This window comes from Winogradskyella aquimaris (assembly GCF_042676105.1).
GTDB classification, from domain to species: domain Bacteria; phylum Bacteroidota; class Bacteroidia; order Flavobacteriales; family Flavobacteriaceae; genus Winogradskyella; species Winogradskyella aquimaris.
The window spans coordinates 459249-471993 of record NZ_JBHTJQ010000002.1 but is presented as its reverse complement, the minus strand read 5'-3'; the positions used below and the strand labels follow the sequence as shown (position 1 = coordinate 471993).

Genomic DNA, 12745 nt, shown 5'->3' with positions numbered 1-12745 from the left:
TTACTTAAGCTCAACCTCAGCTCCAGCCTCTTCTAAAGAAGATTTTAAGCCTTCTGCTTCGTCTTTAGAAACACCTTCCTTAATTGTACTTGGTGCTTCATCAACTAAACCTTTAGCATCTTTTAATCCTAAACCAGTTAATTCCTTAACTAATTTTACAACAGCTAACTTAGATGCACCTGCTGATTTTAATACTACATCAAATTCTGATTTTTCTTCAGCAGCGTCTCCACCACCTGCAGCACCACCACCTGCAGCAACAGCAACAGCTGCAGCAGCCGGCTCGATACCGTACTCGTCTTTTAATATAGTAGCTAATTCGTTAACTTCTTTTACTGTTAAGTTAACTAATTGTTCTGCGAAATCTTTTAAATCTGCCATTTTTTCTATTGTTTTAATGTGTGTTTTTATTTTGTTTTTAAGTGTGTTTTTTTCTGATTATCCTTCTTTTTCGGATAATGTCTTTACAATACCAGCGATAGTACCTCCACCTGATTTAAGCGCAGAGATAACATTCTTAGCAGGAGATTGTAATAATGTAATAATCTCACCAAGTAATTCTTCTCTAGACTTAATCTCTACTAAGGTGTCTAATAATTCATCACCAATATAGATTGCTTCTTCAATGAATGCACCTTTTAACAAAGGTTTTTCAGATTTCTTACGAAACTCTTTAATAACCTTAGCTGGTGCGTTTCCTGTTTCAGAATACATTACAGAAGTGTTCCCTTTTAAGGTTGAAGGCAAATCACCAAAATCCTTTTCTGATGCCTCCATTGCTTTGTGTAACAATGTATTCTTTACTACAGCTAACTTAATGTTAGACTTGAAACAAGCTCTTCTTAAATTTGAAGTTGTTGCTGCATCTAATCCTGAAATATCTGTTAAATAGATATTGGTATTATCTGCTAATTGAGCAGTCAACTCTTCAATTACTACCGATTTTTCTTCTCTTGTCATAATATTCTAAGTTTAACTACTATCCTATTTTTGTGTCTATTGCAATACTAGGACTCATAGTACTAGACATGTATATACTCTTCACGTAAGTACCTTTAGCAGCTGTTGGTTTTAACTTCAATAAAGTCGTTAAAAGTTCATTGGCATTGCCAACCAATTTCTCAGAGCTAAATGAAGCCTTACCAATTGGTGCATGAACTATTCCTGTTTTATCTACTTTAAAATCTATTTTACCAGCTTTTACCTCACTAACAGCTTTACCTATATCCATAGTAACTGTTCCTGTCTTAGGGTTTGGCATAAGTCCTCTTGGCCCTAATACTCTACCTAGTGGTCCTAACTTACCCATAACGCTCGGCATTGTAACGATAACGTCTACATCTGTCCAACCGTCTTTAATTTTTTGTAAGTATTCATCTAATCCAACATAATCAGCACCAGCTTCTTTTGCCTCTGCTTCTTTATCCGGAGTGACTAATGCAAGAACCTTCATGTCTTTACCTGTACCATGCGGTAAAGAAACAACACCACGAACCATTTGATTGGCTTTTCGTGGATCTACACCTAATCTTACTGCTAAATCTACTGAAGCATCAAACTTAGTGTATGTGATTTCTTTTAGTAAAGCTGAAGCTTCTTCTAAAGAGTAAAGCTTGTTTCTATCAACTTTAGCTCTTGCTTCTTTTTGCTTTCTTGTTAATCTTGCCATTTGTAAAATTTTAGTTTGGAGCTTCACCTCCTTTAACAGTGATACCCATCGATCTTGCAGTACCAGCTACCATCTTCATGGCTGATCCGATTTCAAATGCATTTAAATCTTGCATTTTATCTTCTGCAATTGCTTTAACTTGATCCCAAGTTACTTTTGCTACTTTACGTCGGTTAGGTTCTCCAGATCCTTTCTTTACTTTGGCCGCTTCTAATAATTGTACTGCTGCTGGTGGTGTTTTGATTACAAATTCAAAAGATTTGTCTTTGTAAACAGATATTACCACAGGTAAAACTTTACCTGGTTTATCTTGAGTTCTTGCATTAAATTGCTTACAGAACTCCATGATATTAACTCCAGCGGCACCTAAAGCGGGTCCAACCGGTGGCGATGGATTCGCAGCACCTCCCCGAACTTGTAACTTAACTACTTTGTCTAGTTCTTTTGCCATTTTTAAAAATTTAGTGCGCCTATCTATATTGGAAGCTTAGACTTAACGCTATCTTATTGTAACAATTATTATACTTTTTCTACTTGCATGTAGCTTAATTCCAATGGTGTTTTTCTTCCAAAAATCTTAACCATTACTTCAAGCTTACGCTTTTCTTCAAATATTTTTTCGATAGTACCATCAAAACCGTTGAATGGCCCATCTATAACTTTAACAGTCTCTCCTTTTGTGAATGGAATTGCAATATTAGCATCCGCTTCAATTGCTAATTCATCTACCTTACCTAACATTCTGTTTACTTCAGACTGTCTTAGAGGCACAGGATCTCCACCTTTCGTTTCCCCTAAAAAACCAATAACATTCGTAATTGACTTTATAATATGTGGAATTTCACCACTAAGGTTAGCCTGAATCATTATATATCCAGGAAAATAAACTTTCTCTTTATTTATTTTCTTACCGTTACGTATTTGAATAACTTTTTCAGTAGGGACTAAAACCTGATCTACATAATCACCTAAACCTAATCTAGCGATTTCGTTCTCTATGTAAGTCTTGATTTTGTTCTCTTGACCACTTACTGCTCTAACAACATACCACTTTTTATCTGACATCTTCTCTTCTTGTATTTGTTAGCTTAATAATTCAAAATACGCCTTTACCGCTCTACTAAAAACCGAATCAACACCCCAAATAGCCAAAGAAAAAATAATAGAAAATACCGCTACAATAATGGTCAATCTTTGAGCTTCAGGCCAAGGTGTCCATGACACGTGGTTTTTTAACTCTTCAAATGATTCTTTTATATATGTTATTACTCCTGCCATTTGTCTATTCTTTAAAGGTTTGATTACCCTATTATCTAATTTGCACGGGTTGAGAGACTCGAACTCCCGACACCTGGTTTTGGAGACCAGTGCTCTACCAACTGAGCTAAACCCGTAAACAATAATCAAGGCATCCCGAAATATCAGGACACCTTAATTAGTTATTTAACTATAATGTTTAGTCTAAAATTTCAGTTACCTGACCAGCACCAACTGTTCTACCACCTTCTCGGATTGCGAAACGTAAACCTACGTTCATAGCAATCGGCTGAATTAAATCAACAGTGATTGTTAAGTTGTCACCTGGCATAACCATCTCAACACCATCAGGTAAATTAATATTACCAGTTACGTCAGTTGTACGTACATAGAACTGTGGACGGTAGTTGTTATGGAATGGCGTGTGACGTCCACCTTCTTCTTTCTTAAGGATATAAACCTCAGCTTTAAACTTTTGGTGTGGTGTTACTGAACCAGGCTTAGTAATAACCATACCTCTAGAAATTTGAGTTTTCTCAATACCTCTTAATAAGATACCAGCATTATCACCTGCCTCACCTCTGTCTAAGATTTGACGGAACATTTCGATACCAGTAATAGTAGATGTTAATTTTTCAGCACCCATACCGATAATCTCAACAGGGTCACCTGTATTAGCCACACCAGTTTCTATACGACCAGTTGCAACTGTACCACGACCAGTAATTGAGAATACATCCTCGATAGGCATTAAGAAAGGCTTATCCATATCACGTACTGGCTCTTCAATCCAAGTATCACAAGCTTCCATTAATTCCATAACTGTATCAACCCACTTTTGCTCACCATTAAGAGCACCTAAAGCAGAACCAGCAATTACAGGACCATTATCTCCATCATACTCATAGAATGATAATAGGTCTCTGATTTCCATTTCTACTAACTCTAAAAGCTCTTCATCATCAACCATATCCACTTTATTCATGAATACAACGATACGAGGAATACCTACCTGACGACCAAGTAAGATATGCTCACGAGTTTGTGGCATAGGACCATCCGTTGCAGCAACAACTAAAATAGCACCATCCATTTGAGCAGCACCAGTAACCATGTTTTTTACGTAATCCGCGTGACCTGGACAGTCAACGTGTGCATAGTGACGGTTTGCTGTTTGATATTCTACGTGAGAAGTATTAATTGTAATACCTCTTTCTTTTTCTTCTGGTGCATTATCGATTTGATCGAATGCTCTTGCCTCAGATAAACCTGCATCAGCTAATACTTTAGTAATAGCAGCAGTTAAAGTTGTTTTACCGTGATCTACGTGTCCAATAGTACCTATATTTAAGTGTGGTTTTGAACGATCGAAAGTTGCCTTTGCCATGTTTAATTTATTTAATCTTATTTAATATTAGTGTTCAATTTTTATTCTAAAACTTCCCTAGAATTGAGAGCCAACGACGAGATTTGAACTCGTGACCTCTTCCTTACCAAGGAAACGCTCTACCCCTGAGCTACGCCGGCGCAAAGTGTTTACATCCTCATAACTGACTATGAGATTCCTGCCTTCGCAGGAATTTTAGAGCGGGAGACCGGGTTCGAACCGGCGACATTCAGCTTGGAAGGCTGACGCTCTACCAACTGAGCTACTCCCGCAATTTTAATTTTACATCTTGTTGAAAATAATTTCAATTAAGTTTTGTAAAATTATTGTGTGGGGAGAGCAGGATTCGAACCTGCGAAGTTAAAAAACAACAGAGTTACAGTCTGTCCTCGTTGGCCGCTTGAGTATCTCCCCAATATCAATTCACTATTTCAAATTTAAATACCTCATATCTGTCTGATATTTTGATATTTAAGAGCCGATAGAGGGACTCGAACCCACGACCTGCTGATTACAAATCAGCTGCTCTAGCCAGCTGAGCTATATCGGCTTTTACTCACTTTTATACCACGAAAATTGGTAATAAAAAAGTCCGCTATTTCTAACGGACTGCAAATGTAGTATTTTATTTTTTTATTCAAAACATTTTCAAAGAAATTTTATGCTTTAACTCGTGCTCTTAATTTTTGCTTTCGCTTTTTAATTTGTCGTTCTAATGATGCTACAGCAACATCGGCTCCTTCCTCAAATGTTTTACACTGCTTTTTCACAATAAAGCTGTCCCCTGGAACACTAACTTTAGCCTCAAAAACTTTATTTTCCTTATCACTTGTATTTTCCACTTTCAAATAAACATCAGACTGGATTATCTTGTCATAGAACAAATCTAGTTTATCCATTCGTTTTTGAATGAAATCTATTAACTTTCGGTCTGCTGTAAAATTAACGGATTGTGTGTTTACTTTCATATGTTACGTTTTAAGTTAAACATGCGTATTGAATTTAATAGGGCTTCAATACTTAAAATGATTTTTTTTTGCCTCAGGCCTTAATGTTATTTGTTTCTTGGATGAGTTTTAGCGTATACTTTTTTTAGTTCTGATATACTACTATGGGTATATACTTGTGTTGCTGCCAAACTAGTATGCCCAAGAAGTTCTTTTACCGCATTTAAATCTGCTCCTTTGTTTAATAAATGTGTTGCAAACGAATGTCTTAAAACATGAGGGCTACATTTAGACTTTGTGGATGCCATACTAAAGTACTTATTAATTATTCTGTAAACAAGCATTTCGTAAATCTTAACACCTTTTTTTGTTAAAAACAAAAACTCCTTGTCTCTTATTTCGGGTAATTTATTTCTATATAACAAGTACTCATCCAAGGGTTTTCTTAAAGAGTCTAATATTGGTATATAGCGCTCCTTATTTCTTTTCCCTAACACTTTAATTTGCCTATTGCTAATGTCTACATCTTTTAATTTGATATTAACTAACTCGATTCTTCTAATACCTGTTGCGTAGAACAACTCAATAATCATTTTATCTCTAGCACTTTCAAAATCCACTGGTAATATTGAATCTTCGATTACCTGCTTAAGTTCTTCTTCAGAAAAAGGCAACTGCACCTTTTTGCCAACCTTTAGAGCTTTATGCTTTTTCAATGGATTGATTGAAATATGCTGTGCCTTCTGTAAAAATTTATAATATGAATTAAGGGAAGATATTTTTCTGTTAATTGTCCTGTTAGATACACCGCCATTAACCAATTCAACGATCCACTGTCTAATTTCTGAATAATCAACAGTTTCAATTGGTTCAGAATCGTGGTTTTCGTTTAAAAAATCCTGAAACAATTCCAAGTCCCTAATATAAGCTGTAACTGTATGCTTAGAATAGTTCTTCTCTAATGATAAATATTCTGAAAATGATTTTATACTCATAACTTATAGTGATTTAAAAATAATCTTTTAGAATGAAATGAGTACATGTAAAACAAAAAATCCTGCATTAAGCAGGATTTTAAATATTAAATTATTAAAGTTATGTCGCTGGTTTATATGACTTTTTATCAATGATTATTTTAGACAATATTTCTCTAAGGATTTCTGAAGTACCACCACCAATAGGTCCAAGGCGGCTATCTCTAAAGATTCTTGCCAAAGGGTACTCTTCCATATAACCATAACCTCCTAAAAACTGAAGACAATTATAAGCAACTTCATCTGCCATTTTAGTAGATTTTAACTTTGAAATCGTTGCTTCCTCTACAACATACTCTCCTTTATTTAGACGATCTGCTACCATGTAATTGTAGTATTTACAAAGTTGCATATCCGCATGCATATCTACATATCTATGACGTAAAGCTTGATAAGTATCTAAGGACTTTCCAAAGGTTGTTCGTTCTGACATGTACTGCAATGTGTACTCCAATGCATATTCTGCTCTTGCATGGGCGTTTATTCCCATAATTAATCGTTCTAATGCAAAATGCTGCATGATATAGGCAAAACCTTTCCCCTCTTCACCCAATAGTTGGTTTACAGGTATTTTGACATTGTCAAATGCTATTTCACCAGTATCCGAAGCCCGCCAACCCAACTTATTTAATTTAGTTGCTGACACGCCATCGGCTTTACTATCTACAACAAACATGCTTATACCCTTATTACCTAACTCTGGATTTGTTTTTGCTGCAACTACCATATAGTCACTGTATACTCCATTAGTTATAAAGGTCTTTGAACCATTTAAAATATAATAATCACCATCTTTTATTGCTGTAGTTCTCATTCCAGCAACATCACTACCTCCGAAGGGTTCTGTAACACAAAGGCATCCTATTTTGTCTCCAGAAATACTATCTGCTAAATACTTTGATTTTATAGCTTCATCACCTTCGGCGTTGAGATGTGTCATAGCCAAATAAGCATGTGCCCATATTGCCGCGGCAAAACCACCAGAATTGATACGCTGTAATTCCTCCAGAAGTATTACAGTGTAAAACAAGTCTAAATCAAGACCACCGTAACTTTCAGGATAGGCTAAACCAAAGTAGCCCATATCGCCAAATTTCTTCCATACAAAGCGCTCAATCGTTCCTGTTTCTTCCCATTTTTCAATATGAGGCACAACCTCTTTTTGTAAAAAATCCCTAAGGCTCTCTCTAAATAAATTATGCTCTTCAGTGAAATATCTTTTTGACATAGATTATATTTTTTCTTTATAATCGCAAATATAATTGAATTATCTCCAATTTTTTGATAGGAAAATCTTCAATTTTTGTTAATTCTTCAAAAGAGCTAAATCCATCTCTAAGTGTTCGCTCCTCTATAATATTACTTGCCACTTCATAATCTATGTATTTAATTAGCACAAGCTCATTAATCGTAGCTGTATTAAGGTTATATGTTTTAATAGTTCTTGGTGTCTTAACTGTAAAATCATTTTTAATCCTATCGATTACTTCCGGCACGAGTCCATAAACCTCTTTCAACTCAACATCAGCTATAAAACCACCATATTTATTTCTATACTTAAGTATTCGTTCGGATAGTTTTTCCCCTACACCATAAACCTTTTGAAGTTGGTTTGCAGTAGCTTGATTTAAATCTATTTTCTGTTCAAAAGTTTTTGACTTCGTATGACTGGAAAAAGAGTTAATATAATTATTGGCTTGGGTTTTGGGATTGGTTACCCACTCCGGAAACTTAAAATATGGTGAAATTTCATTCAATAATGAATCTGAAACTTTTGTTACTTGTTGAAACTGTTTGGCTGAATTAACCCATCGATTACTTTCTCTGAATTGATGTAACCTATCTATTTCCTCATTGGTCATACCCAAGGTATACCCTTTATAGTCAGTAATGTAGTTTGGGTTAAAAGGATAAATTTTTGGCTTATTGTTCTCAATTTCTATAAGCCGTAGTGAATCCAATTCCTTTCTAAATTTGTCTGTTTGATCATTATTGAGTAGAACCTCATCAGAAAAGTCTACAAAAGCATAGATGCATTGTAAAGCAATAATGATAATCAGCAATAAAAAAATCCCATTCCGTTGTTGATTAGAAAACTGGAAATGGGATTTTATTTTTTTCATCTAAAACCAAGATTACATATGCTTAGTTAGGTCTTCATGACCTTCTTCTAGCGCTTCTTCTTTGACATTTATTGCTTTATAGTATTTGTTTAATTCATTCTTGATGATTGGCGACAATAGCACCACACCAATTATGTTTGGCACTACCATTGCAAAAATCATGGCATCTGAGAAATTGATTACGGCTCCTAAACTTATTGATGCGCCAATGACCACAAAAATCAAGAATAATATCTTGTATGTTAAATCTGAAATTTTTCCTTTTCCAAACAAGAATACCCATCCTTGCATACCATAATATGACCAAGAAATCATTGTAGAAAAAGCAAATAAAATTACTGCTATGGTTAGAACTATTGAGAAGTGTGGTATCACGCTATCAAAAGCAGTGGCCGTTATTTCAACACCCTCCTTAATTTCAACACCATACTCCATAAAAGAACCATCGAAATTTGTTATAACTATAACTAACGCTGTCATGGTACAAATCACAACGGTATCAACAAATGGCTCAAGTAACGCTACGATACCTTCACTTGCAGGGTATTTTGTTCTAACGGCAGAGTGCGCAATAGCAGCAGAACCTACACCGGCTTCGTTTGAAAAGGCACCTCTTCTAATACCTTGAATCATAACCCCTACAAGTCCACCTGCGATGCCTAAACCTGAGAAGGCGCCTTCAAATATTAAAGCAAATGCATCATCTATAAGGGTGAAGTTTGCGCCAAGTATTACAATGGCCGCTAAAACATAAATTCCTGCCATAAACGGCACAATTTTTTCAGTAACCTTAGCAATACGCTTTATACCACCTATTATTACTATTGCTACAAGAACAGCCATTACTAACCCAAAATAAAGTCCTGCATTACCGCCTTCAAGATCAAAAAGTTTTACAAACTGTGCTGCAGCTTGGTTGGCTTGAAACATATTACCACCACCAAAAGATCCACCAATGACAAAAATAGCAAATAGGACTGCAAGCACTTTTCCAAAACCACCCATACCTTTAGACCTTAATCCTTTGGTAAGGTAGTACATTGGACCACCATACACCGTACCATCTTCACCTACATCTCTATACTTTACACCTAGTGTACATTCTGCAAATTTTGATGCCATACCAAGAAGACCTGCAACGATCATCCAGAATGTTGCACCCGGACCACCGATGGATAAGGCTACCGCTACGCCAGCTATATTACCTAGACCTACGGTTGCAGATAAAGCAGCAGTGAGGGCTTGGAAATGGGATACCTCGCCATCAGCGCCTTCATCTCTGATGGTCTCAAGAATATCCTCACCTTCATTAGGTGTTGAGTCACCATAAAGCGTGTCCGCACCATGTTTTTCTATATCTTCAAATTGTCCTCTAACAACTTTTATAGCTGTTCTGAACCCAGTAATATTTATAAATTTAAAATATATGGTAAAAAACAGTGCTCCACCAATCAGTACAATAAGTACCCAAGGAATTTTATAAGTTTCCGAAAATGGTATTTCATAAAAAATACCGTCAACAAACCACCCTGTATAGTCTTTAAAAACAGCATCAATCTTTTCAGAAGTACTTTCTTGAGCAAAGTTTAATAATGGTAATAATATTGTAAAAAGTGACAGAAGATATTTCTTCATGAGTTTTGTATTAGTTAGTTTTTGTTATTTATAGCCGACAAGATGCTAAAAAAAATTGAGTTTTTAAAGCAAGAGACGTTAAAAAGGCTATGCGTCCTGTTCTATGTTAAATTTAGAGTTAAGTCTGTCGATTTGCTCTGGGCGACCAAGTACAATGATTTTTGAACCAGGAACAAGTTTCGTATCTGCTTCAGGATTAACAATGTACTCACCGTTTTCGTCCTTAAAACCAATTACGGTGCAGCCTGTTTTTTTTCTTAAATCTAGTTCTCTTATGGTCTTTACGATATCTATATCGTAAAGCTGTTCAACTTTAACTTCTTCAATGTTTATGTTACGCTCGCCTACGATGCCCAAGTTGTCTATAAACTCAACTAAATCAGGAATAACTACCAAAGATGCCATGTGATCACCACCTATCTTATCTGGTAATATCACATTATTTGCTCCTGCTAACTTTAATTTGTTGTATGACGTTTCTTGAGATGCTCTGCTTATTATGCATAAATGCTCATTAATTTGTCGTGCGGACAAAACAACAAATAAATTATCTGCATCACTTGGCAATGCAGATATTAATGTACTTGCACGGTCAATACCTGCCTGAAGTAAGGTTTCATCCTCATTAGCATTACCAAACACATATGGAATTTTATCTTCTTGCAATTTCTCTATAATATCCTTATCACGCTCTATAATCACAAACGGCTTTTTATAGTCTTGTAGTTTCTTTGCCGCTTGTTTACCGTTGCGTCCGAAACCGCAAATTATTATATGACCCGACATGGCCTCAATTTCCTTTTGCATTTTTCGTTGTTTTATGTCCTCGAAATTATTTCTACTTAAAATGTATTCTGTTATAATTGATATGGCATAACCCACAATAACCACACTTGCTAAAATTAAAAAAACTGTAAAAATTTTTGACTCGGTGTCTAGGGGATTAACTTCTGCAAAACCAACAGTTGTTATAGTTATCACAGTCATATAAATAGCATCAATCCATTCGTAGCCTGAAATGTACCTATACCCAATTATGCCTATACCTATAAGTACAATAAGCATAACTATTGCAGTATATATTTTTGATCTAAATAATGGTAAAAGTGGGTTGTTCATAAACTACAAATCAAAAACCGAAGAACGTTTAGTATATATGATATCCTTGATACGCATCCAAAATGCCAAAAACAAATACAAGGCAAAACCAAAACCTACAGTTACAAAAGTAAGATACATAAATGATGTTCTTACGATTTTTGCTCTGATGCCTAATCGATCTGCAATACGCTGACAAACATGGTAGCCTCGCTTTTGAAAGTAGTATAATAAGGTGTAAAACCAATTCATCTTTTGTATTTAATGCTATTGAATTTCAAATTGCAATTTACTTAATTTTTAATGATTAGACTATTGCCTATTGCACATTGCAAGCATTTATTTTTATCGCAATAAAATGTTTTTAATTGAAGTAGTCCTTGTGAGCTTAACGCGTTTTTTTCAATTGATCTTAATTGAGAGTACTTTTCTACAACACTATTCTTTTCAATCCTTAAATCCTTTATCAACTCGAATAGATCCTGTTCAATATTTTTACCTTCAGCTTTTGCATAGCAAAATTTAAGAGGTATAATGGTATTGATTACCAATAAGTCTATAAATGACTTTGATATATTTTTTGCAGAAGCTTTGGAAACTGTTTTGAAAGTATAATGCGTTTTCCAATATTCAGTAACACTTTTACTAAAAAGCTTATACAACCCATCGATTGTATTTGTTTCCAGTACTTTTGAAAACATCTGATGCTCTGATGCGTAAAGGTTTACAAATTGTGACAAACGAACTGTTGGGAAATTTTGTGGTCTCAGTCTAAAAAACTGTAAGGGTAAGACTCCTTGGTTATTTAATCCAAACTTCTGCCTTAAAAATTGATAATTATTTTTCAGATCAGAAAAATAGGTGTCCTGAACCTCTTCTTCCAATAATCCTGCCTGACCAAAAAGTAAGCCTTCCAAATCTAAAATACTGTTTTGAATTTTTCTAACGATCGAATAATCCACAGAGTTAGCTAAACTATAAAAGGCTTCACCATTCACTTTTAGTCCAAAGTTTTTTAAAAGCATTTTAAACAAAACCGCCTCCCAATCGTTTTTGGAATCGTTCAACAACTTAAAAATTTCACCAGACTTTCGTTCCAAACGTTCAACGTACAAACGCTCTAACCAATTTTTTAATGTAAAATCATCAACTTTCGCAAAATCAGTTTCACAATTAATCCAGGATTTGGACCGTATTAATTTATTGTAGTTATTTACCAAATCAAGGTCAACAATCTCATTTAGTTCTAATGTTGAAATCTCAGAGCCATCTTTTCTAAATACCTCTGTATCGTGCTCCCAGACCACATGCAGGATAACATTATCATAAGCTTTATCCTTTTCATGCCCATGCACATACCAATCAGAGGATTTTAAATGAATCTCTACATTTCCAGCCCACAATTGACCATTGATTCTCAATTGTGCATTAAAAAAGTCTGGACCAGAGTTATGATTATGTTCACCTAGGTTTATTATAGAAATAATCTCATCTCTCTTGGTCTTGAGAGCTGCACTAGAGAAAGCCTTGTGTTTCCAGACGTAATGAAGAAAATCTTCTTGCATTTACCGAAAATAGAAAATCCTGAGCAAACC

15 protein-coding genes and 5 tRNA genes are annotated in these 12745 nt (G+C 35.1%); all 20 read right to left on the bottom strand.

Going from position 1 to position 12745, the window contains the following annotated elements; genetic code table 11:
* The gene (rplL, locus tag ACFQ1K_RS02820) at positions 1-381 is read right to left on the bottom strand and encodes a 50S ribosomal protein L7/L12 (protein ID WP_320556174.1); all 381 of its coding nucleotides are present in this window, start codon (positions 379-381) and stop codon (positions 1-3) included.
* A 57-nt stretch (positions 382-438) separates the two neighbouring features.
* On the bottom strand, positions 439-960 hold the full coding sequence (rplJ, locus tag ACFQ1K_RS02815; protein WP_320556175.1) for a 50S ribosomal protein L10: 522 nt from the start codon (positions 958-960) through the stop codon (positions 439-441).
* A 19-nt stretch (positions 961-979) separates the two neighbouring features.
* A complete protein-coding gene (gene rplA / locus ACFQ1K_RS02810; protein ID WP_320556176.1) occupies positions 980-1669 on the bottom strand; it encodes a 50S ribosomal protein L1 in 690 nt (229 codons plus the stop codon).
* Between the two features lie 10 nt (positions 1670-1679).
* Positions 1680-2120 carry a 50S ribosomal protein L11 gene (gene rplK / locus ACFQ1K_RS02805; protein WP_076617134.1) on the bottom strand — a complete coding sequence of 147 codons (441 nt, stop codon included), beginning with the start codon at positions 2118-2120 and terminating at the stop codon, positions 1680-1682.
* A gap of 68 nt (positions 2121-2188) precedes the next feature.
* Positions 2189-2734 carry a transcription termination/antitermination protein NusG gene (gene nusG, locus ACFQ1K_RS02800; protein WP_320556177.1) on the bottom strand — a complete coding sequence of 182 codons (546 nt, stop codon included), beginning with the start codon at positions 2732-2734 and terminating at the stop codon, positions 2189-2191.
* 18 nt (positions 2735-2752) lie between these two features.
* Positions 2753-2947 (bottom strand): preprotein translocase subunit SecE, encoded by a 195-nt coding sequence (gene secE / locus ACFQ1K_RS02795; protein ID WP_320556178.1) that lies wholly within the window; start codon positions 2945-2947, stop codon positions 2753-2755.
* 43 nt (positions 2948-2990) lie between these two features.
* A tRNA-Trp gene (locus ACFQ1K_RS02790) sits at positions 2991-3063 on the bottom strand.
* A gap of 62 nt (positions 3064-3125) precedes the next feature.
* Entirely contained in the window at positions 3126-4313 is a 1188-nt protein-coding gene (gene tuf / locus ACFQ1K_RS02785) for an elongation factor Tu (protein ID WP_320556179.1), read from the bottom strand.
* Positions 4314-4381: 68 nt separating this feature from the next.
* A tRNA-Thr gene (locus tag ACFQ1K_RS02780) sits at positions 4382-4453 on the bottom strand.
* 59 nt (positions 4454-4512) lie between these two features.
* Positions 4513-4585, bottom strand: a tRNA-Gly gene (locus ACFQ1K_RS02775).
* Positions 4586-4644: 59 nt separating this feature from the next.
* Positions 4645-4727, bottom strand: a tRNA-Tyr gene (locus ACFQ1K_RS02770).
* Positions 4728-4789: 62 nt separating this feature from the next.
* Positions 4790-4863, bottom strand: a tRNA-Thr gene (locus ACFQ1K_RS02765).
* 109 nt (positions 4864-4972) lie between these two features.
* Positions 4973-5281 (bottom strand): HPF/RaiA family ribosome-associated protein, encoded by a 309-nt coding sequence (locus tag ACFQ1K_RS02760; RefSeq protein ID WP_320556180.1) that lies wholly within the window; start codon positions 5279-5281, stop codon positions 4973-4975.
* Between the two features lie 86 nt (positions 5282-5367).
* Complete coding sequence (locus ACFQ1K_RS02755; protein WP_320556181.1) at positions 5368-6255, bottom strand: tyrosine-type recombinase/integrase; 888 nt, start codon at positions 6253-6255, stop codon at positions 5368-5370.
* Positions 6256-6355: 100 nt separating this feature from the next.
* Positions 6356-7522: an acyl-CoA dehydrogenase family protein gene (locus tag ACFQ1K_RS02750; RefSeq protein WP_320556182.1), complete on the bottom strand. Its 1167-nt coding sequence runs from the start codon at positions 7520-7522 to the stop codon at positions 6356-6358.
* 16 nt (positions 7523-7538) lie between these two features.
* Entirely contained in the window at positions 7539-8417 is an 879-nt protein-coding gene (locus ACFQ1K_RS02745; protein WP_320556183.1) for a ComEA family DNA-binding protein, read from the bottom strand.
* A gap of 12 nt (positions 8418-8429) precedes the next feature.
* Positions 8430-10052 (bottom strand): alanine/glycine:cation symporter family protein, encoded by a 1623-nt coding sequence (locus ACFQ1K_RS02740; protein WP_320556184.1) that lies wholly within the window; start codon positions 10050-10052, stop codon positions 8430-8432.
* Between the two features lie 87 nt (positions 10053-10139).
* Positions 10140-11171, bottom strand: a complete 1032-nt coding sequence (locus tag ACFQ1K_RS02735; protein ID WP_320556185.1) for a potassium channel family protein — start codon at positions 11169-11171, stop codon at positions 10140-10142.
* A gap of 3 nt (positions 11172-11174) precedes the next feature.
* The gene (locus tag ACFQ1K_RS02730) at positions 11175-11402 is read right to left on the bottom strand and encodes a PspC domain-containing protein (protein WP_320556186.1); all 228 of its coding nucleotides are present in this window, start codon (positions 11400-11402) and stop codon (positions 11175-11177) included.
* Positions 11403-11443: 41 nt separating this feature from the next.
* Positions 11444-12715: a DUF2851 family protein gene (locus ACFQ1K_RS02725; RefSeq protein WP_320556187.1), complete on the bottom strand. Its 1272-nt coding sequence runs from the start codon at positions 12713-12715 to the stop codon at positions 11444-11446.
* Positions 12716-12745: the final 30 nt, after the last annotated feature.